Consider the following 24,050-nt stretch of genomic DNA (forward strand, 5'->3'; position numbering starts at 1 on the left):
ATGCAGGCTTTGTTGGGCAACTTCGCACTCATTCTGTTCGTGCTGATGCTGGTGACCGGCGTGATCTGGTTCGCCGACACCTTCTTCCTCTCCAAGCAGCGCCGCGCCCGTGCCGATGCCGCCCTGGCCGAGTTCGATGCCGCGGTCGCGCGCGATCAGGCGCAAGGCGTCAAGCGTGACGGTACCGTCGCCACCGCCCGTGCCGACCTGCAGGCGCGTCACTTGAAGCAGCCAGCCTGGATCGAATATTCCGGCAGCTTCTTCCCGGTCATCGCACTGGTGTTCTGCCTGCGTTCTTTCCTGTATGAACCGTTCAAGATTCCGTCCAGCTCGATGGTGCCGACCCTGCTGGTGGGCGACCTGATCCTGGTGAACAAATTCACCTACGGTATCCGCCTGCCCATCATCAACAAGAAGATCATCGAAGTGAACCAGCCGCAGCGCGGCGACGTCATGGTCTTCAAGTACCCCAAGGACATGTCGGTGGACTACATCAAGCGCGTGGTGGGCGTGCCTGGTGATAAAATAGTCTATAAAAACAAGCGCTTAACGGTTAATGGTGAACAAATTTCTTACAAAGCGCTGCCGGATTATCTGGATGAGGAAAATCTGACGTACTATAAGCAATGGCAGGAAAACCTGACCGGCGTGGAGCACAAGATTCTCACCGATGAGCGTGCCCCCAACTTCGTGCCCAATCCCGATGCCTTCCCGCATCATGAGCTGTGCACCTACAACGCCGAAGGTTTCGCCTGCACGGTGCCGCCGGGTGAATATTTCATGATGGGCGACAACCGGGACAACAGCCTCGACAGCCGCTACTGGGGCTTCGTGCCGGACCAGAACATCGTCGGCAAGGCCTTCTTTGTCTGGATGAACCTGGGCGATATCAAGCGGATCGGCAGCTTCCACTAAGAGCGCGCCGCATCCTGGTCCAGCAGCTTACGCAGTTTCTGCAGTTTCCAACTGGCAACTTCGCATTGTGGAGGCAGACCCGGAGCAGTTTTCAGCTTTGCTTTGAACCGATCCCGCTGACTGGTCAGGCTGGTAATCCCCGATCCACGCGCCACTGCGCGTATCGGGGCGGCAGACTGAATGACGGATGAAAAAATGGATCCTCAACTCTTGCAACAACGGCTAGGCCACCCATTCAAGGATGCTTCGCTCCTGCAGCAGGCCTTGACCCACCGTAGCCATAGCGCCTTGCATAACGAGCGGCTGGAATTCCTCGGCGATTCGGTGCTGAACTGCGTGGTGGCTTCGCTGCTCTTCGAACGTTACGACAAGATCGACGAAGGCGACCTCTCGCGCCTGCGCGCCAACCTGGTCAAGCAGCAATCGCTGTATGAAATCGCCCAGCGGCTGGAGCTGTCGCAGTTCCTGCGCCTGGGAGAAGGCGAACTCAAATCCGGCGGCTTCCGCCGTCCCTCGATCCTGGCCGATACCCTGGAGGCGCTTTTTGGCGCGATCTTCCTCGATTCCGGCTTCGAAGCGGCACGCGCGGTGATCCGCTCGCTCTACGTCCCGGTGCTGGAACACGTCGATCCCAAGACCTTGGGCAAGGATGCCAAGACCCTGCTGCAAGAGTTCTTGCAGGGCAAGAAGATCCCGCTGCCGCAGTACAACGTCATCGCCACCCATGGTGCGGCCCACAGCCAGGAATTCGAGATCGAATGCCTGGTGCCCAAGCTGGACATCCAGGTCTTCGGCACCGGTGGCAGCCGTCGCGCCGGCGAACAGGCCGCCGCCAAGCTGGCCCTGGAAGCCGTGCAGCTGGCGCTGGCCAAGACCCCGTCGGCCGGCCGCAAGCCGCGTGCCCGTACCACCCAGCTCAAACTGGCCGGTATTGCAACCATCCAGCCGGATGCACCCGAGCACGAAGCGGGCAAGGGCAATCGTCCTGACGCCTCGACGGTCAATGGCAGCAAGCCTGCCAAACCGCCCAAGGAGCTGAAGGAGCAGAAGGAAACCAAGGAACAGAAGGGCGCGCCCGTCACCGCGCGCAACGATGGCAAGACCACCGGCGACCGCACTGAAACGGCCGCAGCAGAACCCATTTCGGCGGCTTCATCCGCCTCGCAATCCAGAACAGCATGACAGATTCCCCCATGGCCGATGACGCATCGGCGCAGACCCCCGAGAGCGATTACCGTTGCGGCTACATCGCCATCGTCGGTCGTCCCAACGTTGGCAAGTCGACCCTCATGAACGTGCTGGTCGGCGCCAAGGTCAGCATCACCTCGCGCAAGGCCCAGACCACGCGCCACCGCATCACCGGCATCCAGACCATCGAGAACACCCAGTATGTCTACGTCGACACGCCGGGTTTCCAGACGCGTCACAGCAATGCCCTCAACAAGACCCTGAACCGCACCGTCACCAATACCCTGACGGCGTCCGACGTGATCCTCTTCGTGATCGAAGCCGGTACTTTTGGTCCCGCCGACAAGCAGGTGCTTGATCTCCTGCCGGCCAACGTGCCCTGCATCCTGGTGTTGAACAAGGCCGACCGCAACAAGGACAAGACCACGCTCATGCCCTTCGCCCGCGAAGTGGCTTCGCACCATGATTTTGCCGCCGTGGTGCCGGTCTCGGCCAAGCAGCGCTTCCAGCTCGATCGCCTGCAGGAAGAAGTGCGCAAGCTGCTGCCGCAGAATCCGCCGATGTTCGACGAAGACGACATCACCGACCGCAGCGAGAAATTCCTGGCCTCTGAAATCGTGCGCGAAAAGGTATTCCGCTTCGTCGGTGAAGAATTGCCCTACACCAGCACGGTCCTGATCGAGAAGTTCGAGCAGGAAGGCAACCTGCGCCGCATCTTCGCGGCCATCCTGGTCGAACGCGACACCCACAAGGCCATGGTGATCGGCCAGAAGGGCGCACGCCTGAAGGAAATTTCCACCCAGGCGCGCCTGGACATGGAGCGCCTCTTCGGTGGTCCGGTCTACCTGGAGATCTGGGTCAAGGTCAAATCGGGCTGGGCCGACAACGAAGCCGGCCTGCGCGCCTACGGCTACGAGTGAGCCCGCGTGCGGCCTCCTGCGGGCTGCGCGCAATCCCTGCATAATCATGGCATTACGCCGCGCCCCAACGACGTGGCTTCACGCATTCAGGACGGATATCCATGACCACCATGCTCAACGAACCCCAGCTCGACGGCCAGGTAATCGATCCGGCCGCGCCGGTCGCGCCCCAGGCGCCTGCCAAGGCCCCGGCACGCAAGCCGGCCGCGCCCCGTGCGCGCAGCCGCGCGGTGCCGGAGAAGGAGCACAAGGTACTGGCGCAGCCGGGCTTCGTGCTGCACAGCTATCCCTACAAGGAAACCAGTCTCATCATCGACGTGTTCTCCCGGGATCACGGCCGTATCGCACTCGTAGCCAAGGGCGCCAAGCGTCCGCACTCCAAGCTGCGCGGTGCCTTGCAGACTTTCCAGCCGCTCTCGCTGTCGTGGAGCGGCAAGTCCGAAGTGCGCACGCTGACCGATGCCGAATGGGTGGGCGGCCTGCTGCCGCTGGAAAAATCGGCCCTGCTGTGCGGTTTCTACCTCAATGAATTGCTGGTCAAGCTGCTGGCGCGCGAAGATGCGCACCCGGCACTGTTCGACCATTACGTGGCTACCCTCAACAAGCTGGCCCATGGCGAGAATGCCCCCATCGTGCTGCGCCAGTTCGAACGCATCCTCTTGAAGCAGACCGGCGTGGCCGGCAACTGGAGCCATTGCGTGGCCAGCGGCAAGACCGTGCAGCCGGATGGCATCTATGTCGTGGATCCGGAGCAGGGCACACGCCCCGAGCGCATTTCCGACCGCGCGCCCAAGGTCTCCGGCAAGACACTGCTGGACATGGAGCGCGAGGACTACAGCGACCCCACCACGCAGTTGCAGAGCAAGTTCCTGATGCGCTACCTGCTGTCGCATCACCTGGGCGGTGCGCAGCTCAACACGCGCCAGATCCTGATCGACCTGATGCAGCTGTGACGGCGCGGCGGCCTGCCTGCCGCCGGCCAGAACATGCCGCCACTTGATCCCGTCTGCCCCCGCGTGCGATCCCGAGCCGCTACAATCCGACAGTGGCTGCACGGTACTTCACGTGCAGCCTTGATCACATCCCGACATCATTCAAACGAAGCTTCCTGACACCATGAGTTTCCTGCAGCCTGCCGGCCCGGCCATCGACCTGGGCATCAACATCGATCACGTCGCCACCTTGCGCAATGCGCGCGGCACCCGTTATCCCGATCCCATCCGCGCCGCGCTGGAAGCCGAGGAGGCCGGTGCCGATGCGATCACCCTGCACCTGCGCGAAGACCGCCGCCACATCCGCGATGAAGACGTCAAGGCCATCCGTCCGCTGCTGCAGACGCGCATGAACCTGGAAGCCGCTGTGACGAAAGAGATGATCGATTTCGCCTGTGGCATCCAGCCGCAGGATGTCTGCCTGGTGCCGGAAAAGCGCACCGAAGTCACCACCGAAGGCGGCCTGGACGTGCGCGGCCATTTTGCCGATGTGCAGGCGGCGATCGTGCAGTTGCAGCAGGAACGCATTCGCGTCTCTTTGTTCATTGATCCGGATGTGGAGCAGATCCAGGCGGCCGCAGAATCGGGTGCTCCCGTCATCGAACTTCATACCGGCCGTTATGCGGACGCCACCAGCGAGCGTGAACAGCAGGAAGAGCTGGAGCGCATCCGCATTGCCGTGCAAGCCGGCGTCAAGCTCGGCCTGAAGGTCAATGCCGGCCACGGGCTGCACTACACCAATGTCCAGGCCATCGCCGCCATCCCCGAGATCGCTGAACTCAACATCGGCCACGCCGTGGTCGCCCATGCGGTCTTTGCCGGCTGGCGCAATGCGGTCTCCGAGATGAAGGCCATCATGGTCAAGGCCCGCCTGGACGCCCTCAAGGCCAAGGCTTGAGGCGCGCCGCATGATTTACGGCATCGGTACCGACATCCTCCAGATTTCGCGCCTGGAGGCGACCCTGGGGCGTCACGGCGACCGTTTCGCCGCCAAGATCCTGGGCCCGCAGGAAATGGAAAAATACCTGCGCCGCAAGGCCAAAGTGGAAGCACGCGGCGTGCGCTTCCTGGCCACCCGTTTCGCCGCCAAGGAAGCCTTTTCCAAGGCCATCGGCATGGGCATGCGCATGCCCATGACCTGGCGCGCCATGCAGGTGTTGAACGCCCCCAGCGGCAAGCCGGTGGTGGTCTGCAGCGGCGCCTTGCAAGAATGGATGGAAGAGCAGGGCTTGAGCGCCCAGGTTTCCGTCACCGACGAAGTGGAATACGCCGTCGCCTTTGTCATCGTGGAGAAGTCATGAATCAAGCCGTCAAGCCGCTCGGTCCGGTCATGCTGGACGTGGTCGGCACCACGCTGGATGCCGCCGATATCGCGCGCCTCCAGCACCCGCTGACGGGCGGGGTCATCCTGTTTGCCCGCAACTATGAGAACCGTGCGCAACTGGTCGCCTTGACCAGTGCGATTCGCCAGGCCCGTCCCGGTATCCTCATCGCCGTGGACCACGAAGGCGGCCGCGTGCAGCGCTTCCGCACCGATGGTTTTACGCGCCTGCCGGCCATGGGCCAACTGGGCCAGCTGTGGGATCGCGACGTACTGCAAGCCACCAAGGTGGCCACGGCCACCGGCTTCGTGCTGGCCGCTGAACTGCGCGCCTGTGGCATCGACCTGTCGTTCACCCCGGTGCTCGATCTGGATTACGGCGTCTCCAGCGTGATCGGCGACCGTTCCTTCCATCGCGATCCGCGCGTGGTCACGCTCATGGCCAAGAGCCTCAATCACGGCCTGGCGCTGGCGGGCATGGCCAATTGCGGCAAGCATTTCCCCGGCCATGGTTTTGTCACGGCCGACTCCCACGTGGCCATACCGGTCGATGAGCGCGGCCTGGAAGACATCCTCGGCGACGACGCCACACCGTATGACTGGCTGGGCATGAGCCTGGCCGCGGTCATGCCGGCCCACGTCATCTACCCCAAGGTGGATGCGCAACCGGCCGGTTTTTCCAAGGTCTGGCTGTCGATGCTGCGCGAGCGCTTCGGCTTCCAGGGGGTGATCTTCAGTGACGACCTCAGCATGCACGGTGCCAGTGTTGCCGGTGGTCCGCTGCAGGCCGCACAGGCTGCGCTGGATGCGGGCTGCGATGTGGCGCTGATCTGCAACTCGCCGGACAAGGCCGACGCCATCCTCGCCGGGCTCCAGGGCGGTACCGATGCGGCCTCCGCCGCACGCCGCGCGACCCTGCTGCCCTGTGGCGAGGCATTGGGCTGGGATGCGCTGCAAGCCGATCCGCGCTACCTGGCCGCACGCGCGCTGGTGCAGTCGCTGTAAGTCATTCGTTTTCGCTCATGTCCGATATCCCAGTATCCCCGCTCCCCGACCCGCGTGAAGTCGTGCTGGACACGGTTGCCCGGCTGCCGCACCTGCCGGGCGTCTATCGCTACTTCGACGCCGAGGACAACGTGCTCTACGTGGGCAAGGCGCGCGACCTCAAGAAGCGTGTCTCCAGCTATTTCCAGAAGACCCTCACCAGTGCGCGCATTGCCATGATGGTCGAGCGCATTGCGCGCCTGGAAACCACGGTCACCCGCAGCGAGGCTGAAGCGCTGCTGCTGGAAAACAATCTCATCAAGACGCTGCGCCCGCGCTTCAATATCCTCTTCCGCGACGACAAGTCCTATCCCTACCTGAAGATCACCGGCCACGCCTTCCCGCGCATGGCCTACTATCGCGGCGCGGTGGACAAGCGCAGCCAGTATTTCGGTCCGTTCCCCAATGCCGGGGCAGTGAAGGAATCGATCCAGATCCTGCAGAAGGTGTTCCTGCTGCGCACTTGCGAAGACACCGTCTTCACCAACCGTACGCGGCCCTGCCTGCTGCACCAGATCCACCGCTGCAGCGGACCCTGCGTGAACCTGGTCAGCCGCGAGGATTACGCGCTCGACGTGGAGAATGCCTCCAAATTCCTGCGCGGCCGCCAGAGCGAAGTGATGGAAGCGCTGGAGCAGAAGATGCATGCCTTCGCCGCCGACCTGAAATTCGAACAGGCCGCTGCCGTGCGCGACCAGATCGGTTCGCTCTCCAGCGTGCTGCACCAGCAGAGTATGGAGACGGTCAGCGACGCCGACATCGACATCATCGCCGTGGTGGTGCAGGGCGGCCGTGCCTGCGTGAACCTGGCGATGGTGCGCGGCGGCCGCCATCTCGGCGACCGTGCCTATTTCCCCACGCATGTGGATGATGCGATGGACACCGCCGAGGACAGCATCGAGGTGGAAGTGCTCAAAGCCTTCCTGGCCCAGCACTACATCGACAAGTTCATCCCCGGCTCGCTCATCGTCGGCACCGAATTCGATGATCCGGCCCTGATGATGGCCTTGATGGAGCAGTGCGGCCATCGCATCACGCTGACTTTCCAGCCACAGGGCCAACGTCGCCAGTGGCTGGAGATGGCCGCCAAGGGGGCCGGGATCGCACTGGCACGATTGCTGTCCGAGCAAGGCTCGCAGCAGGCCCGCACGCGTGCGCTGGCCGAAGTGCTGGAGCTGGAACGCGAAGACCTGGACGAACTGCGCGCCGAATGCTTCGACATCAGCCACACCCAAGGTGAAGCCACGCAAGCCTCGTGCGTGGTGTTCCATCACCATGCGATGCAGAACGGTGAATACCGCCGCTACAACATCAACGACATCACGCCCGGCGATGACTACGCCGCCATGCGCCAGGTGCTCACGCGCCGCTACGAGAAGGTCGCCAACGGCGAAGGCGTGATGCCGGACATCGTCCTGATCGACGGCGGCAAAGGCCAGGTCGAGATGGCGCGTCAGGTGCTGACCGAACTGGGGTTGGACATCAGTCTGATCGTCGGTGTGGCCAAGGGGGAAGGGCGCAAGGTCGGCCTGGAGACCCTGGTCTTCGCCGATGGCCGTGCGCCCAAGGAGCTGGGCAAGGAATCGGCTGCACTGATGCTGATCGCGCAGATCCGGGACGAAGCGCACCGTTTTGCCATCACCGGCATGCGCGCCAAGCGCGCCAAGGCACGCCAGACCTCGCGCCTGGAAGAGATCGAGGGCATCGGTGCCAAGCGCCGCCAGCGCCTGCTGGTGCGCTTCGGTGGCCTGCGCGGCGTGGCCGATGCCAGCGTGGATGACCTGGCCTCCGTGGAAGGCATCTCGCGCCAGCTGGCCGAGGAAATCTACCGCCAGTTGCACTGAGTTCGTTCACGCTGCTGCACCGCTGCTGCGCGCACCGACGTAAAGGCGGGCGCAGCAGGGGATGACTCTGCTACTATTCGGTAAATTTTTTTTCGTGTACGCCGCTCCAACCCTCCAAGACGTATGCCTTTCAATATTCCGATTCTGCTGACCTGGTTGCGGGTGGCGCTCATTCCTCTGGTCGTCGGGGTCTATTACCTGCCTGAGATTGGCTTGAACCGTTACGAGCAGGGCATCGCCGCCACGGCCGTGTTCATCGTCGCGGCCGCTACCGACTGGTTCGATGGCTTCCTGGCGCGCCGCTGGAACCAGACCTCCGCCTTTGGCGCCTTCCTCGACCCGGTGGCCGACAAGCTCATGGTCACCGGCGCCTTGCTGGTGCTGGTGCACCTGGATCGCGTGCATCCGGTGATCGCCTTCATCATCATCGGCCGCGAGATCGCCATTTCGGCGCTGCGTGAATGGATGGCCCAGATCGGCGCCTCCAAGTCAGTGGCGGTCAGTTCGCTGGGCAAGATCAAGACCACCGCACAGATGATCGCCATCCCCATGCTGCTGTACTACGACAGCCTGTTCGGCTTCATCGATACGCGCCTGTGGGGCAGCTTGCTGCTGCTGGTGGCGGCGGTGCTGACGGTGTGGTCGATGCTGTACTACCTGCGCCGCGCGATGCCGATGATCAAGGAAGCCGATGCCGGGAACAGAAAAAAATAATTAAATAATTAAGATCGATAGTTGACAAATACCAACGCTGCCTTATAATAGCGTTCTGTTTTCGATGCGGGAGTAGCTCAGTTGGTAGAGCGATACCTTGCCAAGGTATAGGTCGAGAGTTCGAGACTCTTCTCCCGCTCCAAGTTACTTGGAAAAAAGGAAGCCTGACAAAGCTTCCTTTTTTTATTGTGATAGGTGAGCGAGCATTGAAATTTTGGCTGCGGCGCAAGTCGAAAAAAGTCAAAAAAGATGTTTGCAAACAACACGTGTTTTAGGTAGTATGCGTGTCCCCAAGGCGGGGTAGCAAAGTGGTTATGCAGCGGCCTGCAAAGCCGTCTACGCCGGTTCGATCCCGACCCCCGCCTCCAAAACGCTCCATGCGGGAGTAGCTCAGTTGGTAGAGCGATACCTTGCCAAGGTATAGGTCGAGAGTTCGAGACTCTTCTCCCGCTCCAGATTCAAGGCAGGCAGCTTCGGCTTCCTGCAGCAGTAAAGTGTAAGTTCCCATGCGGGAGTAGCTCAGTTGGTAGAGCGATACCTTGCCAAGGTATAGGTCGAGAGTTCGAGACTCTTCTCCCGCTCCAGTTTCAAACCAGGCAGCTTCGGCAGCCTGTTGCAGTAGATGTAAAAGTCCCATGCGGGAGTAGCTCAGTTGGTAGAGCGATACCTTGCCAAGGTATAGGTCGAGAGTTCGAGACTCTTCTCCCGCTCCAAATTGAAAGAGGAAGCCTTCGGGCTTCCTCTTTTCATTTCTGCGCTGCATTTGCGCACCCGCCGCTCTCGTTGCTTTTCCTTCCTCAACGCCGAGTGCATCCTGCACATCACGCGGATACCTCCAGTTTTTGATTTCCTCGTCTGCTTGTTCGTCGTGGCGGTACGATGCGTCTCTCCTGCCAGGCAGCGAGCGTGGTATTTCGATACATGCGACAAGGCAAGAATGAAAAATGTCGACTATCGGCATTTGCCTGATTGCCACGACCATCTTTCCCTACTACATTGCTGAGTCAGGCTTTTCGCCTGTCACTATCATTCGCATCCTGGGGAGGGGGCATGGACAATTTTCAGAAAGAGATTGACGAAAGAACCAATCTCACCGCATCCAACAAATTCGAGCTGCTGCTGTTCCGCCTGGGGGCGGATCCACATGGTGAGCGCTCCGAGCTGTTTGGCATCAACGTCTTCAAGATCCGCGAAATCGTGCCCATGCCGCCGGTGACCAAGGCCGCCGGTACGCAATCGCCGATGCTGGGCATGGTCAACATCCGTGGCCAGATCATCTCGGTGATCGACCTGCCGGCGGTGGTGGGCTGTGTGCCCAAGACGGGCCTCAACATCCTGCTGGTCACCGAATACGCGCGCAGCACCCAGGCCTTTGCGGTGGAATCGGTGGACGAGATCGTGCGCCTCGAATGGAGCCAGGTCCTCTCGGCCGAAACCAGCAGCGGTGGCGCCTTCGTCACCAGCATCGCGCGCCTGGATCAGGACAAGGACACCAGCCGCCTGGCGCAGGTGCTGGATGTGGAGCAGATCCTGCACGAGATCATGCCCAGCGATCGCAACATGAAGATGGAAAACCTGGAAAAGAGCGCCGGCCATGGCATGCGCCCCGGCGCGGTGGCCATCGCCGCCGACGATTCCAAGGTAGCCCGTTCGCTCATCGAGCAGGGCTTGCGGGCCATGGAAATTCCCTTCGAGATGCATGTCACCGGCAAGGATGCCTGGGACAAGATCCAGAAACTGGCCAAGGAAGCGCGCGCCGAGGGCAAGCCGATTGCTGACAAGATATCCTTCGTGCTGACCGATCTGGAAATGCCGGAGATGGACGGCTTCACCCTCACGCGCAACATCAAGCGCGAGGACTTCCTGAAAAACATTCCCGTCATCATCCACTCCTCACTGTCCGGTTCGGCCAACGAGGATCACGTCAAGAGCGTGGGCGGGGATGCCTACGTCGCCAAGTTCGAAGCCAACGAACTGGCCGCGACCATCTTCGGCGTGCTCGACAAGGCCGCGGCCAAGGCCTGACCTGCCCGCGCTGCAATCACCGCGAAGGGAGCCTTTGGGCTCCCTTTCTTTTTCTCCTGCGCCGGCCACTGTCCTGCCGCTGCATGCGCCGATCTCGTATACTGACGCTCCCTTGATCCTGCCGCATCGTGCGGCGCAGAGCCTCTCTTCATGCAGATTCCCGCCATCGCCTCTCCGTATGACGCCGCCCTGGCCGCGCGTCTCGACGCGCGCATCAACGACAAGACCAAGCCCCTTGGCAGCCTCGGCGCGCTGGAGCGCCTGGCGCGCCAGATCGGCCTGATCCAGGGCAGCGACCATCCGGTGCTGCGCCAGAGCGCCATCGTGGTCTGTGCCGGGGATCATGGCGTCACCGCAGAGGGCGTCTCAGCCTATCCGCAAAGCGTGACCTGGCAGATGGTGGAGAACTTCCTCGCTGGCGGTGCCGCGATCAACATCTTCGCGCGCCAGAATGAATGCGCGCTCTATATCGTCGATACCGGCGTCAATCATGATTTCGGCCAGCGCGATGGCCTGCTGGACCGCAAGATCGCAGCCGGTACCGCCAATTTCTGCAAAGCGCCGGCAATGACGGCACCGCAATGCGAGGCCGCGCTGCAGGCCGGCCTCCAGTTCGCCGAATCGCTGCAGGCCGATGTGCTGGGCTTCGGCGAGATGGGGATCGGCAATACCACAGCCGCTGCCGCGTTGATGGCGGCCTTCACAGGTGCGCCGGTGCAAGAATGCGTCGGCGCCGGCACCGGCCTTGATGCCCAGGGCGTCGCCCGCAAGGCCGATGCGGTGACGCGCGCGCTGTACCTGCATGCACAAGCGAGCACACCGCTGCAGCGATTGGCGGCCTTGGGTGGCTTCGAGATCGCCTTCATGACCGGTGCCATGATGGGCGCCGCACATCGCCGCAAGGTGGTGCTCATCGATGGCTTCATCGTCACCTCGGCGCTGCTGGTGGCAGCCGCCCTGCAGCCGGCCGTGCTGGAGTACTGCGTGTTTTCGCATTGCTCGGATGAGGCCGGCCATCGCCGCATGCTGCAGTACCTGGGGGCCACGCCGCTGATGCAGCTGGACCTGCGCCTGGGCGAGGGCACCGGGGCCGCGCTGGCCTTGCCGCTGCTGCGCGCGGCCGTCAATTTCCTGGAACGCATGGCCACTTTCTCCTCGGCCAGCGTCAGCGAAAAGCATGTCTGACAAAGACTTCACCTCTGCGCCGCCATCGTGCAGTGAGGGCCCGCTGTACCAGCTGCGTCTGTTCTTCACGGCGCTGCAATTCTTCACACGGCTGCCGATCCCGCGCTGGGTGGGCTTCCAGCCACACTGGCTGCAGCACGCCACGCGCTATTTTCCGCTGGTCGGCTGGATCGTGGCCTGGGCCTGTGCCCTGGTCTACCTGCTGGCCGTGCAGTTCTGGCCCCAGATGGTGGCGGTGCTGCTGTCCACCGCAGCCGGGATCTGGCTTACCGGCGCCTTCCACGAGGATGGCTTTGCCGACGTCTGCGATGGCCTCGGTGGCGCAGTCAGCCGTGAACGTGCGCTGGAGATCATGCGTGATTCGCGCCTGGGCAGTTATGGCGTGATCGGTATCGTCGCGCTCTTGCTGGCCAAGCTGGCGGCCCTGCAGGCGCTGCTGCCGTTGCAGGTGCTGGCCGTGCTGGGGATGGCTCATCCGCTGTCGCGCTGGCTGGCCACCTGCCTCATCTGGCGTATGGATTATGTCCGCGAGGAGGGCAAGGCCAAGCCGCTGGCGCAGCAGATGGGGCATGGCGAATTCCTGTTGGCGACCTCGTTTGCGGTGCTGCCGGTGATCGGCGTGATCGCGCTGGGCATGATGTCCTGGCAGCGCATCGCCGCCGGCGTGCTGCTGGCGGCACTGGCGACGATCTGGCTGGCCTCGCGCTTCCGGCGTCGCCTCGGCGGCTATACCGGGGATTGCCTCGGTGCGGTCCAGCAGTTGAGCGAGACGGCCTTCTATCTCGGTGCGCTTGCCTCACTGCCGTCGTGGTGGAATCCCTGAGCCATGCCCATGCGCCTGCATCTGGTCCGGCATCCCCAGCCACTCGTGGACAAGAGCACCTGTTATGGTCGCAGCGATATTGCGGTCGCTCCCGAGATGCTGGCGCAGAGCGCGGCGCAACTATTGCCGCAGTTGCGGGCGTTGCCCCATGACTGGCCGCTGGTGAGCAGCCCCCTGCAGCGCTGCGCGAAGCTCGCGCACTCCCTCGCGCAGGCCATGCATCGTCCCGCACCGCAGGTGGATCCGCGGCTGCAGGAAATGGATTTCGGGCAATGGGAGCTGCGCCCTTGGGATGACATCCCCTGGGCCGAAGTCGAGGCATGGAATGCCGATCTTGCGCATTACGCACCCGGCGGTGGCGAGACTTTGACCGAGGTGGCAGGCCGCATGTGGCAAGCCTTCGACGACCTGCTCGCCACCAGTGCCGAGGGCGTCATCGTGATCTGCCATGCCGGGTCCATCCGCATGCTGCACGCCTGCGCCGCATGGCGTGCAGGGCAGGGCGAGTCTGCCAGTCCGGAGGCCGCAGACTTCCGGGAGATCGCCCTGAACGCCGCAGCCCATCGCACCGAGATTCCCTATGCCCGCCCGCTGGTGCTGGATGTCTCCCCCAGCCCGGCGCGCTAGCCCGCCCCGCGCGACTCCACCGCAAATTTGATCAGTTCCGCCTGTCCATCGATATTGAGCTTGCGCTTGATGTTGAGCCGGTGGGTTTCCACCGTACGTACGCTCAGGTCCAGCTCGCGGGCGATCTGCTTGTTCGATTCACCATTGGCAATGTGCTGCAGCACTTCGCGCTCGCGCTGCGTGAGCAACTCGCGCACCGGCAGTGGCTGGGTCAGCTGGCGCACCAGTGCGGCGCTGTAGTAGATGCCGCCCGAGCGCACCGTTTCGATGGCATGCACGATGTCCTGGCTGGGCGCATCCTTGAGCACATAGCCGCGGGCACCTGCCTGGATCGATTGCATCACGTATTCCGCCTTGTCATGCATGCTCAGGATCAGTACCGCGATCTCCGGATGCAGCGCATGAAAACGCGCCGTCAGCTCGATGCCGTTGATGCCGCGCATGTTGATGTCCATCAGTGTGAGATCGATCTGATGCAGGGCGGCGGCGGCCAGTGCCTCCTCGGCATTGCCCGCCTCGGCCACCACTTCCAGTCCGGGCACGGTTTCCAGTCGCGCGCGCAAGCCGTCGCGCACCAGCGGATGATCGTCGATAAGCATGATGCGCGTAGTAGCAGCGGCAGGGGCAGGGGAGATGGGGTTGGCGGTCTCAGACATGGGGCGAAGGGAAGAGGGAAGAGCGCGCAATGACGGCGCTGATGCTGGTGCCGGCAGCCGATGAATCGATGGCCAGCTCACCACCGACGGCTTCCATGCGTTCGCGCATGTTGCGCAGTCCGATGCCGTGGCGCGAATGATCGTCTACCTGGCCGGGATCGAAGCCGTTGCCGTTGTCCTGCACTTGCAGCATCAGCAGGTTGTGGCCGTCATACAGGCGCATGCGGATCTGGCTGGCGTTGGCGTGCCGTGCAATGTTGGTGAGCGCTTCCTGCGCCACGCGGAACAGCACGGTGTTGACCACGTCCGAGAGCGCCGCGCCGTCCTCGCGCTGGCGCTCATGCTCGAAGACGATCTGTGTCTGCGGGCTGCTTTCGCGCCACTCGCCGCACAGGTGTTCCAGTGCCGCCGCCAGTCCGAGATCATCGAGGATGGCCGGCCGCAAATCGTGCGAGATGCGGCGCACTTCGGCCAGCACGCCGTTGATCTGGGTCGCGGTCTTTTCAAAGCCGGCGCGTGCCACCGCCGCTTGTTCGGGCGTGCCGCGCAGGCGTTCCAGGGCGGCTTCGATCTGCAGCTTGATGGAGACCAGCCACTGGCTGATGCCGTCATGCAGGTCGCGCGAGAGGCGCGCGCGTTCTTCTTCCTGCGAACGCACCACGCGCTGGGCCAGCTGGCGCAGCTTGGCATCGGCCACGCGATACTCGCTCAGGTTCAGCAGCAGGCCGGCCAGTCCCACCGCCAGCGCGCTGGATAAAGCGATGATCGCGATGAGCAGCATGGTCTGGTGCAGGTAGCCGGAATTCTGGTGATCGACCTGGGCCAGCGCCGCTTCCACATCATCGAGGTAAATGCCGGTGCCGATCACCCAGTCCCAGCGCGGCAGCGCGATCACGTAACCCAGCTTGGGCGCCACGGTCTTGCTGGAGGGCTTGCGCCACAGGTAGCGCTCAAAGCCGCCGCCCTGGTGGGCGCGTTCGATCAGGTGCTGGATGGTCGGGCTGCCGGAGGCATCGCGCCAGTCCCACATCTCGCGTCCGACCAGTTCCGGCTGGCGCGGATGCATGATGCTGCGGCCCTGGTCGTCATAGACGAAGAAATAGCCGTCGTCGCCAAACTCCAGGTCGGCCAGGATGCGCCGGGCTTCTTCCTTGATGGCGTCATCGGTGCGTCCGGTGTCGTAGAGATGGGCCAGCGCATGCTGGGCCAGGTCAACGTAGTGGCGTAGCTCCGTATTCTTGCTGGCCAGGTAGGCGGCCTCGATGGTGGAACGCTGCTGGCGCGCCAGTTCCACCGCCTGGTAACGCACCACCAGCGCGATGGCCGCAAAGGCCAGGCACAGCGGGACGATGGCGAGGAAGATGATTTTCTGGCGCAGTTTCATGCCCGCGATTCTACCCAAAGCCTATGGGTGCCCGCGTAAATCTTCATCTCGTTTGCCTGCCCGTTATCACCACGGAAGAAAATCCCTTCACCCTGCGTAATTCTACGTAGCGGCTCTGCGTAGTGCTGCGCTTGTGGGGCAGCAGGGGCATGCCGATACTGGCGGGCATCCTGCGCAGTGCGTCCGTTCGATCAGTTTCATTCATGTGGACCTGGACGACGACGCACTGACGACAACAAGATTTCCCACAACAATTCATATCCGCAAGGAGGAGAACAATGAACCGCTTGGTTTCCAGACTGGGCTGGCTGGCTGTCGCCCTGGGTGGCGCCGGGGCCTGCGCCTACGTCGCATTGCAGCGCGGCGAATCGATCAATGCCGTCTGGCTGGTCGTGGCCTCGGTGTGCGTCTACCTGATCGCCTACCGCTTCTACAGCAAATTCATCGCCGAGCGCGTGCTGGGCCTGGATGGCGCGCGCATGACGCCGGCCTACAAGTTCAACGATGGCCTGGATTACGTGCCCACCAACAAGTACGTGCTGTTCGGCCACCACTTCGCCGCCATCGCCGGTGCCGGTCCGCTGGTGGGGCCGGTGCTGGCCGCGCAGATGGGCTATCTGCCGGGCATGCTGTGGATCCTGGCCGGCGTGGTCTTTGCCGGTGCCGTGCAGGACTTCATGGTGCTGTTCATCTCCACCCGCCGCGACGGCCGCTCGCTGGGCGACCTGATCAAGTCCGAACTGGGGCAGGTACCCGGCGTGATCGCGCTCTTCGGGGCCTTCATGATCATGGTCATCATCCTGGCGGTGCTGGCGCTGATCGTGGTCAAGGCCCTGGCCGAGTCGCCGTGGGGCACTTTCACCGTGGCCGCGACCATTCCCATTGCGCTCTTCATGGGCGTCTATTCGCGCTACATTCGTCCGGGCCGCATCGGTGAAGTCTCGTGGATCGGCTTCGTGCTGCTGATGCTGGCCATCGTCGGCGGCCAGTATGTGCAGGAACATGCCGTGCTGGGCCAGATGTTCACCTTCAACGGCAAGCAGCTGACCTGGATGTTGATCGGCTACGGCTTTGTCGCCTCGGTGCTGCCCGTGTGGCTGCTGCTGGCGCCGCGCGATTACCTGTCCACCTTCCTGAAGATCGGCACCATCGTGGCGCTGGCGCTGGGCATCATCTTCATTGCCCCGCACCTGAAGATGCATGCGGTGACCCGCTTCATCGACGGCAGTGGTCCGGTGTGGTCGGGTTCGCTGTTCCCGTTCCTGTTCATCACCATCGCCTGCGGTGCGGTCTCGGGCTTCCATGCGCTCATTTCCTCGGGCACCACGCCCAAGCTGCTGGAAAACGAAAAGCACGCCCGCTTCATCGGTTATGGCGCCATGCTGATGGAATCCTTCGTGGCCATCATGGCGCTGATCGCGGCTTCCTGCATCGAGCCGGGCATCTACTTCGCCATGAACAGCCCGGCCGCGCTGATCGGCACCACGCCGGAGAACGTGGCGCAGGTAATCTCGCAGTGGGGCTTCCATATCACCCCCGAGATGCTGACCCATACCGCCCAGGCCGTGGGTGAACATACCATCATCTCGCGCGCCGGCGGCGCGCCTACGCTGGCCGTGGGCATGGCCCAGATTCTCTCCGGCGTGACCGGGGAAGCCATGATGGCCTTCTGGTACCACTTCGCCATCCTGTTCGAAGCGCTGTTCATCCTGACTGCCGTGGATGCGGGTACCCGTGCCGGCCGCTTCATGCTGCAAGACCTGCTGGGCGCCTTCATCCCGCCGATGAAGCGCACCGATTCCTGGGCTGCCAGCCTGATCGCTACCGGCCTGTGCGTGACCGGCTGGGGTTACTTCCTGTACCAGGGCGTGGTCGATCCGCTGGGTGGCATCAATACCCTGTGGCCGCTGTTTGGCATCTCCAACCAGATGCTGGCCGGTATCGCCCTGATCCTGGCGACCTGCGTGCTGTTCAAGATGAAGCGCGACCGCTTCGCCTGGGTCACCGTGGTGCCCACGACCTGGCTGCTGATCTGCACCCTGACCGCCGGCTGGCAAAAGGTCTTCGATGCCAATCCGCGCGTGGGTTTCCTGGCGCATGCGCAGAAGTACCAGGCGGCGCTGGACGAAGGCAAGCTGCTGGCACCGGCCAAGTCGATCGAGCAGATGCGCCAGGTGATCTTCAACGATTACGTCGATGCCGGCCTGGCCGCGATGTTCATGCTGGTGGTGGTGAGCGTGCTGGTGTTTGGTATCCGTACCGTATTGAAGGCGCGTGCGGCGCACCAGCCCAGCGTCAAGGAATCGGCCTACCAGGCGCTGCCAGCCAGTGCCGTAGCCCCGCAGTGAAGCTTTTTGCAGCAAGGAGAACAGCATGAGCAAACCTGGCGCCCTGGCGCAACTGATGGCCTGGCGGCGCCAGGTCGGCCGCACCCTGAACCTGATGGTGGGCATGCCCGAATACGATACCTATGTGGCCCACATGAAGGCCTCTCATCCGGATCACTGCGTGATGACCTATGAAGAATTCTTCCGCGAGCGCCAGGAAGCGCGCTATGGCGGCAAGGGGCGGGTGGGGCGCTGCTGTTGAACTGTGCTGACTTCCCGCGGGCCGGAAGCATGGCCCGGGCCGATGAGAAAGAGACCTTCGGGTCTCTTTTTTTTCGATGTTTCCATGATGCAGGTTATTTCATATCAGGAATTCCCTAATACGAAGCATGTTGCTTCTGACTTATCATTTTTGAACGCATGACAGGAAGTCAGCATTCTTCAGTTTTTTGATGGTCAAGGTGATTCAAGATGGCAAGCAACGACAACAGCAAGACTATCCTCATCGTCGATGACAGCAAGGTTTCGCGGATGGTGATCAAGGCCAACGTACTGGCCGTGCATCCGGACTGGCAGGTGATGGAGGCCGGTACTGGCGAGGAGGCCATCGCCCAGGTGCAGCAACGCGTGCCCGACTACTGCACGATGGACATCAACATGCCCGGCATGCTGGGCACCGAGGCTGCCGCACAGATCCTGCAGGCGCATCCGTCGATACGCATTGCCATTTTCTCGGCCAACATCCAGGAAGCCGTGCAGACCCGCGCCCAGCAACTGGGGGCACTGTTCGTGGCCAAGCCGGTCACGGAAAAATCGATTGGCCAGGCGCTGGTGCATTTCCGGGGCCAGCCGTGAGCATCCTCAACGAGATCGAACGCGATGCCCTGACCGAGATCTTCAATGTGGGCGCAGGGCGCGCCGCGCAGAGCCTGTCTGAAATCGTGGGCGACGAAGTCCGCCTGTCAGTACCCTCCGTGGAAGTGCTGCGTACGGCCGCCATCGACGAACAGGTGCTGCCGCGCACGCGCGGCCGCTTTGCCACCGTGAGCCAGAAGTTCGACGGCCCCTTCGATGCCGAGGCGGTGCTGCTCTTCACCGAGGACCGCGCGCTGTCCATCGTGCGCGACATGATGGGCTCGCAGATGAGCCTGGACGAGCTGGCCGAGTTCGAGCGCGAAGCCATGTGCGAACTGGGCAACATCATCCTCAATGCCTGCCTCTCGGCCATGGCCGACATGCTGGAGATCACCCTCAACAGCTCGCTGCCGCAATACCTGGTGTCTTCCCCGGAAGACATTTCGGAGCGGCTGGCCGCCACCCGCAGCGACGACAGTTACGTGCTGGTGCTGCATATCGACCTGGTCATCGAGAAGCACCAGACCGACGGCCACCTGATCTTCCTGCTCAGTTCTTCCTCCTTGCATGCCCTGGTGGAGAACGTGCAGCGCTACCTGGGCAAGATCGGATTGGCATGAGCATCGCCGTAGCACCGCGCTTTCGCGCAGAGGATGTGCTGGAACAGCTCCATGGTGGCCTCATCATGCTCGATGCCCGGCGCCAGGTCCTGCTCTGGAACGCCTGGGTGGCGCGCTGTAGCCGCGTGCCTGCCGCGCAGGCCCTGGGGACGCACTTTGATGCCTGCTTCGACCAACCGGTGTCGCCAGCCTTGCTGCGGGCGATCGACAGTACCCTCAATTACGGTCTGCCGGCGGTTCTCTCCAGTGCCTTGCACCGCTCGCCACTGCCGCTGTATCCGGACCATGCCTCTGCGGCAGGCGCGGCGCGCATGGTGCAATCGGTGGTCCTGACGCCCTTCGACAATGAAGAAGGGGAGCGCCTCTGCCTGATGCAGATCAGCGATGCCAGCAACTCGGTGCGCCGCGAAAAGATGCTGCAATCCCGTTCCGACGTGCTCAAGCGCCAGGTGGCGACGGACGGCCTGACCGGCATTCACAACCGCCGCCATTTCGATGAACACTACGCCCAGACCTTGCAGCGCATGGGGCCGACCGGCGGATCGCTGTCGCTGTTCATGGTGGATGTCGATTTCTTCAAGCAGTACAACGATTATTACGGCCATGGGCCTGGCGACCAGGTCCTCAAACGCGTGGCCGCGGCGCTGCAGGCAGGCTTGCAGCGCCCGGGCGACCTGCTGGCGCGTTATGGAGGTGAAGAATTCATCCTCCTCATGGAGGGCTTGACGCCCTCGCAAGCCGCCGAGACGGCTGAAACGCTGCGCGAAAGCGTCCTTGCTCTGGCCGAACCGCATGCCAAGTCGCTGGTTGCCCATCGCGTCACCATCAGTGTGGGCGTGTGCACGCGTCGCATCGAGGGCGAGGCGGATGGGCGCCAGCTCATGGCGACCGCCGATGCCGCGCTGTACCGCGCCAAGCTGGGTGGGCGCAACAAGGTGGTGGCGACCGACTGAATTCCCCAGCGTCATGCTTCAGGGAAATTTCTGCACTTTTGTACAATTCAAGAGCAATTTATAGGAAACCCTTGCTGAGCAAGCATGTCAGAAAATGGCAGCTTGCTTATCAACAGGCTTGTTCACAGCTTTTGTGGATAACTTGCCTGGCGGCTTGGTTTCCAGGGGGGAACCAGCCGGCACGGAGCGGGGGCGAATTTGCGTATAATGCGCATCCGTTCATGCTGACAAAAGCCTGACGCGCCGGGGAAGTCGAGGAGATTCCTGGAACCTCCACACCCCGTCCACCATGTTTGTTTTTTCTTCACCAAGGGTTTGATGCGCCGACTGCTGCTCCTGCTGCTGACTCTGCTGATCCCGCTGCAATTGCTGGCAGCCACGGGAGAGGTCCAGCTGCGCGAGCAGTTGCGTGAACAGTTGCAGGTCCCGGCCACCTCATCATCGGCTGCGCACCTGCACGCGTTTGCCAAGGGCAGCGGCCATGCCTGCCCGGCCGCCGTGCCTGCCGCCTGGCCGGCCGCCGCAGTCGATGCGTTGGCTGCGGGCAGCCTGACGGGCGATGAAGTGCCCGCCAGCGACGATGACGACCAGCCTGGTGCCCAGGGCGAGCTGGAAGATCCCGCGTTGCCCGCCGCCATTGCCACGCCCGGACTGCACTGGTTTCCGTTTCCCCATGCCTTTGCGGCAAGCCTGAACTGGTCGTCCTTCCTGCGCGACCAGCTGCGTCCCCCGCCATTGGCATAAGCCCTCCGTCGTGCGCACCTGCCGCGGGGCAGGGCGCAGGTGCGGCTGCAGTGTGCTGCCTTGCCGCGCACGCCTGACCATTGACTCCCATTGTTCCATCCGCCGTGCTGCGCTTGCGCACGGTACCTTTTCGTTCATCAGGAAAAACCATGAAACGCATTGTTCTGTTCCTCGTCACCAACCTCGCCGTGATGTTGGTCCTGAGCTTCACCGCCAGCCTGCTCGGCGTGAACCGCTACCTCACTGCCAACGGCCTCAACTTCGGCATGCTGCTGGTGTTCTGCGGCCTGATGGGGTTTGGCGGCTCCTTCATTTCGCTGTTCATGTCCAAGACCATCGCCAAGTGGTCCACCGGTGCGCGCGTGATCGAGCAGCCGCAGAATTCCACCGAACTGTGGCTGCTGCAAACCGTCCAGACCCTGGCTACCCGCGCCCAGCTGCCCATGCCGGAAGTGGCGGTCTATGACGGCCCGCCCAATGCCTTCGCCACCGGCGCCAGCAAGAGCAATTCGCTGGTGGCGGTTTCCACCGGCCTGCTGCAAGGCATGACCAAGGAAGAAGTGGAAGCCGTGCTGGCCCACGAAGTGGCCCACATCGCCAACGGCGACATGGTCACGCTGACCCTGATCCAGGGCGTGGTCAATACCTTCGTGATGTTCTTCGCGCGCATCGTCGGCTATTTCGTCGACTCTTTCCTGCGCAGGAACAACGAAGAAAACAGCGGCCCCGGCATCGGCTACATGGTGACCGTGTTCGTCTGTGAAATCGTCTTCGGCATCCTGGCCAGCATCATCGTCATGTACTTCTCGCGCCAGCGTGAATACCGCGCCGATGCCGGTGCCGCAGCCCTGATGGGCAGCAAGGTGCCGATGATGAACGCGCTGCGCCGCCTGGGTGGCCTGCAGTCCGATGGCCTGCCGCAGAACCTGCAGGCCTCCGGCATTTCCGGCCGTGAATCGTGGCTGGGCCTGTTCTCCAGCCACCCGCCGCTGGAGTCGCGCATCGCCGCCCTGCAGGCTGCACGCTGATGCCATGCTGGCGGACCGCACCGCGCCAAGTGCGGCCCGCCAGCGGCGGCACCTGCGTGGCTGTCATGCCCGCGTATTCACGCGCGTGTTAGTCTTTGTGACGCTTCGTTCCCGCGTTTCGCGCGCAGGCACGAAGCCGTCCGGCCGCCAGTGTCACAGTCATCTCCGACAAATTCATCCACCTTAGAAAGGAACCCTGACTGATGCCCCATCACACTCCCCTGATCGCCACCATTGTCGCCGGCCTGGTCCTGGCCTTCATCTTCGGGACCCTGGCCCATCGCCTGAAAATGCCGCCGCTGATCGGCTACCTGGTGGCCGGTATCGCCATCGGCCCGTTCACGCCCGGCTTCGTGGGCGACGCCGACCTGGCCCAGGAGCTGGCCGAGATCGGGGTGATCCTGCTGATGTTTGGCGTCGGTCTGCACTTTTCGCTGAAGGACCTGTTGTCGGTCAAGAACATCGCCATTCCAGGCGCAGTGGCGCAGATCGCCATCGCCACCTTGCTCGGCATGGGCCTGGGCTGGCTGCTGGGCTGGCCTGTCGGGGAGGGCTTCCTGTTCGGCCTGGCGCTGTCGGTAGCCAGTACTGTCGTGTTGCTCAAGGCGCTGCAGGAACGCCGCTTGGTGGAGACCCAGCGCGGCCGCATCGCCGTGGGCTGGCTCATCGTCGAGGACATCGCCATGGTGCTGGCGCTGGTGCTCATTCCTGCGCTCTCCGGCATCCTCGGTGGCAAGGGCGAGGCGCTCTCGGGCAATGCCGTGCTGCTGACCCTGGGCCTGACGCTGGGCAAGGTGGTGGCCTTCGTGGCGGTGATGCTCATCGTCGGGCGCCGCGTCATCCCCTGGATCCTGGAGCGCATCGCCGATACCGGCTCGCGTGAGTTGTTCCGCCTGGCCGTACTGGCCATCGCGCTGGGCTTTGCGCTGGGGTCGGCCTATGTGTTCGGGGTGTCCTTCGCGCTGGGGGCTTTCTTTGCCGGCATGATCCTGTCCGAATCCGAACTGAGCCATCGTGCCGCCGAAGAGTCGCTGCCGCTGCGCGATGCCTTCTCGGTGCTCTTCTTCGTTTCGGTGGGCATGCTGTTCGACCCATCGATCCTGGTGCGCGAACCGCTGCTGGTGCTGGCGACCGTGCTCATTATCGTGGTCGGCAAGTCGCTGGCGGCCTGGCTGATCGTGCGCGCATTCGGTCACCCGAATTCGACGGCGCTCACCATTTCCGCCAGCCTGGCGCAGATTGGTGAATTTTCTTTCATCCTGGCCACACTCGGCCTGTCGCTGGACCTGCTCTCGCCGATGGCGCGCGACCTGATCCTGGGCGGTGCCATCCTGTCGATCCTGATCAACCCCTTGCTGTTCTCCCTGCTGGATCGCTACGAAGCGCGTCACGCCGAGCCTGCAGACGTGCAGGACGTGCCGCCCACGGTGGACCTGCAGGATCACGTGGTGCTGGTCGGCTATGGCCGTGTCGGCCGGGGTATCGGCGAGCAGTTGCGTGCGCAGGGCAGGCCTTTCGTGGTGATCGAGGCGCAGCGCGAGCATCTGGAGGCGTTGCGCCAGGATGGCGTGCCGGCGCTGTATGGCAATGCGGCCCAGAGCGAACTGCTCAAAGCGGCTGCTGTTGAGCGCGCACGCTGGCTGCTGGTGGCGATTCCGGAAGTCTTCGAAGCCGGGCAGGTGATCGAAAATGCACTGGAGCTCAATGCCGGGCTGAAGGTCGTGGCGCGCGCCCATTCCGATGCCGAGATCGAGCACCTGGAAAAGCATGGTGCCCAGCGCGTCATCATGGGCGAGCGCGAGATTGCGCGCGGCATGCTGGAGTCGGTGGGGCAGGGTGCCTGAAGCGGGTTGGGATGTTTTGCCCTGCGCGCCTGCAGCATTTT

The 24,050-nt window shown here is 63.0% G+C and carries 23 protein-coding genes and 5 tRNA genes; 26 read left to right on the forward strand and 2 right to left on the reverse strand.

The features are described from left to right. The 18 genes from lepB to CEJ45_RS02565 all read left to right on the forward strand — a co-directional run bounded on the left by lepB (position 1) and on the right by CEJ45_RS02565 (position 13,598). On the forward strand, positions 1-915 hold the full coding sequence (gene lepB, locus CEJ45_RS02480; RefSeq protein ID WP_088753664.1) for a signal peptidase I: 915 nt from the start codon (positions 1-3) through the stop codon (positions 913-915). Positions 916-1,110: 195 nt separating this feature from the next. Next, entirely contained in the window at positions 1,111-2,097 is a 987-nt protein-coding gene (gene rnc / locus CEJ45_RS02485) for a ribonuclease III (RefSeq protein WP_088753665.1), read from the forward strand. Further along, positions 2,094-3,023, forward strand: a complete 930-nt coding sequence (gene era, locus CEJ45_RS02490; protein WP_088753666.1) for a GTPase Era — start codon at positions 2,094-2,096, stop codon at positions 3,021-3,023. The genes rnc and era overlap by 4 nt, the downstream gene beginning before the upstream one ends. 101 nt (positions 3,024-3,124) lie before the next feature. Next, a complete protein-coding gene (recO, locus tag CEJ45_RS02495) occupies positions 3,125-3,976 on the forward strand; it encodes a DNA repair protein RecO (protein WP_088753667.1) in 852 nt (283 codons plus the stop codon). A gap of 163 nt (positions 3,977-4,139) precedes the next feature. After that, positions 4,140-4,913 carry a pyridoxine 5'-phosphate synthase gene (gene pdxJ, locus CEJ45_RS02500; RefSeq protein WP_088753668.1) on the forward strand — a complete coding sequence of 258 codons (774 nt, stop codon included), beginning with the start codon at positions 4,140-4,142 and terminating at the stop codon, positions 4,911-4,913. A gap of 10 nt (positions 4,914-4,923) precedes the next feature. Continuing rightward, on the forward strand, positions 4,924-5,316 hold the full coding sequence (acpS, locus tag CEJ45_RS02505) for a holo-ACP synthase (RefSeq protein ID WP_088753669.1): 393 nt from the start codon (positions 4,924-4,926) through the stop codon (positions 5,314-5,316). Next, positions 5,313-6,341 carry a beta-N-acetylhexosaminidase gene (nagZ, locus tag CEJ45_RS02510; RefSeq protein WP_088753670.1) on the forward strand — a complete coding sequence of 343 codons (1,029 nt, stop codon included), beginning with the start codon at positions 5,313-5,315 and terminating at the stop codon, positions 6,339-6,341. The genes acpS and nagZ overlap by 4 nt, the downstream gene beginning before the upstream one ends. A 17-nt stretch (positions 6,342-6,358) precedes the next feature. Beyond that, positions 6,359-8,224, forward strand: a complete 1,866-nt coding sequence (uvrC, locus tag CEJ45_RS02515; RefSeq protein ID WP_088753671.1) for an excinuclease ABC subunit UvrC — start codon at positions 6,359-6,361, stop codon at positions 8,222-8,224. A 123-nt stretch (positions 8,225-8,347) separates the two neighbouring features. Next, positions 8,348-8,938, forward strand: coding sequence for a CDP-diacylglycerol--glycerol-3-phosphate 3-phosphatidyltransferase (gene pgsA / locus CEJ45_RS02520; protein WP_088753672.1), 591 nt, complete (start codon positions 8,348-8,350; stop codon positions 8,936-8,938). Positions 8,939-9,004: 66 nt separating this feature from the next. Continuing rightward, positions 9,005-9,080, forward strand: a tRNA-Gly gene (locus CEJ45_RS02525). 152 nt (positions 9,081-9,232) lie between these two features. Then, positions 9,233-9,306: transfer RNA gene (locus CEJ45_RS02530), tRNA-Cys, on the forward strand. Positions 9,307-9,317: 11 nt separating this feature from the next. Beyond that, a tRNA-Gly gene (locus CEJ45_RS02535) sits at positions 9,318-9,393 on the forward strand. A gap of 53 nt (positions 9,394-9,446) precedes the next feature. Then, positions 9,447-9,522, forward strand: a tRNA-Gly gene (locus CEJ45_RS02540). A 53-nt stretch (positions 9,523-9,575) separates the two neighbouring features. Then, a tRNA-Gly gene (locus CEJ45_RS02545) sits at positions 9,576-9,651 on the forward strand. Between the two features lie 337 nt (positions 9,652-9,988). After that, positions 9,989-10,963 (forward strand): chemotaxis protein, encoded by a 975-nt coding sequence (locus CEJ45_RS02550; protein WP_088753673.1) that lies wholly within the window; start codon positions 9,989-9,991, stop codon positions 10,961-10,963. A gap of 150 nt (positions 10,964-11,113) precedes the next feature. Further along, the gene (cobT, locus tag CEJ45_RS02555) at positions 11,114-12,148 is read left to right on the forward strand and encodes a nicotinate-nucleotide--dimethylbenzimidazole phosphoribosyltransferase (protein ID WP_088753674.1); all 1,035 of its coding nucleotides are present in this window, start codon (positions 11,114-11,116) and stop codon (positions 12,146-12,148) included. Beyond that, a complete protein-coding gene (locus CEJ45_RS02560; RefSeq protein ID WP_088753675.1) occupies positions 12,141-12,971 on the forward strand; it encodes an adenosylcobinamide-GDP ribazoletransferase in 831 nt (276 codons plus the stop codon). Before cobT ends, CEJ45_RS02560 begins: the two co-directional genes overlap by 8 nt. Before the next feature lie 9 nt (positions 12,972-12,980). Beyond that, a complete protein-coding gene (locus CEJ45_RS02565) occupies positions 12,981-13,598 on the forward strand; it encodes a histidine phosphatase family protein (RefSeq protein ID WP_088753676.1) in 618 nt (205 codons plus the stop codon). Here the strand turns inward: CEJ45_RS02565 and CEJ45_RS02570 are convergent. Both CEJ45_RS02570 and CEJ45_RS02575 read right to left on the reverse strand, forming a co-directional pair. Continuing rightward, positions 13,595-14,254 (reverse strand): response regulator, encoded by a 660-nt coding sequence (locus tag CEJ45_RS02570; protein WP_088753677.1) that lies wholly within the window; start codon positions 14,252-14,254, stop codon positions 13,595-13,597. The two genes, CEJ45_RS02565 and CEJ45_RS02570, sit on opposite strands and share 4 nt — an antisense overlap. After that, the gene (locus tag CEJ45_RS02575) at positions 14,247-15,638 is read right to left on the reverse strand and encodes a cache domain-containing protein (RefSeq protein ID WP_088753678.1); all 1,392 of its coding nucleotides are present in this window, start codon (positions 15,636-15,638) and stop codon (positions 14,247-14,249) included. Before CEJ45_RS02575 ends, CEJ45_RS02570 begins: the two co-directional genes overlap by 8 nt. Positions 15,639-15,916: 278 nt before the next feature. Here CEJ45_RS02575 and CEJ45_RS02580 point away from each other — a divergent pair, with 278 nt between their 5' ends. From CEJ45_RS02580 to ybaL, 8 genes are all read left to right on the forward strand, one after another. Then, on the forward strand, positions 15,917-17,986 hold the full coding sequence (locus tag CEJ45_RS02580; RefSeq protein WP_088753679.1) for a carbon starvation CstA family protein: 2,070 nt from the start codon (positions 15,917-15,919) through the stop codon (positions 17,984-17,986). Between the two features lie 55 nt (positions 17,987-18,041). Beyond that, positions 18,042-18,227, forward strand: coding sequence for a YbdD/YjiX family protein (locus tag CEJ45_RS02585; RefSeq protein ID WP_370516285.1), 186 nt, complete (start codon positions 18,042-18,044; stop codon positions 18,225-18,227). Between the two features lie 209 nt (positions 18,228-18,436). Beyond that, positions 18,437-18,820 carry a response regulator gene (locus tag CEJ45_RS02590; protein WP_088753681.1) on the forward strand — a complete coding sequence of 128 codons (384 nt, stop codon included), beginning with the start codon at positions 18,437-18,439 and terminating at the stop codon, positions 18,818-18,820. Beyond that, a complete protein-coding gene (locus CEJ45_RS02595; RefSeq protein WP_088753682.1) occupies positions 18,817-19,440 on the forward strand; it encodes a chemotaxis protein CheC in 624 nt (207 codons plus the stop codon). The genes CEJ45_RS02590 and CEJ45_RS02595 overlap by 4 nt, the downstream gene beginning before the upstream one ends. Further along, on the forward strand, positions 19,437-20,393 hold the full coding sequence (locus tag CEJ45_RS02600) for a sensor domain-containing diguanylate cyclase (RefSeq protein ID WP_088753683.1): 957 nt from the start codon (positions 19,437-19,439) through the stop codon (positions 20,391-20,393). Before CEJ45_RS02595 ends, CEJ45_RS02600 begins: the two co-directional genes overlap by 4 nt. Positions 20,394-20,711: 318 nt before the next feature. Next, positions 20,712-21,137 carry a hypothetical protein gene (locus tag CEJ45_RS02605; RefSeq protein ID WP_088753684.1) on the forward strand — a complete coding sequence of 142 codons (426 nt, stop codon included), beginning with the start codon at positions 20,712-20,714 and terminating at the stop codon, positions 21,135-21,137. Positions 21,138-21,286: 149 nt separating this feature from the next. Further along, the gene (gene htpX, locus CEJ45_RS02610; RefSeq protein WP_008328006.1) at positions 21,287-22,165 is read left to right on the forward strand and encodes a protease HtpX; all 879 of its coding nucleotides are present in this window, start codon (positions 21,287-21,289) and stop codon (positions 22,163-22,165) included. A gap of 203 nt (positions 22,166-22,368) precedes the next feature. Then, positions 22,369-24,009, forward strand: coding sequence for a YbaL family putative K(+) efflux transporter (gene ybaL, locus CEJ45_RS02615; protein ID WP_088753685.1), 1,641 nt, complete (start codon positions 22,369-22,371; stop codon positions 24,007-24,009). Positions 24,010-24,050: the final 41 nt, after the last annotated feature.

This window comes from Herbaspirillum aquaticum (genome assembly GCF_002213425.1).
GTDB classification, from domain to species: domain Bacteria; phylum Pseudomonadota; class Gammaproteobacteria; order Burkholderiales; family Burkholderiaceae_D; genus Herbaspirillum; species Herbaspirillum aquaticum.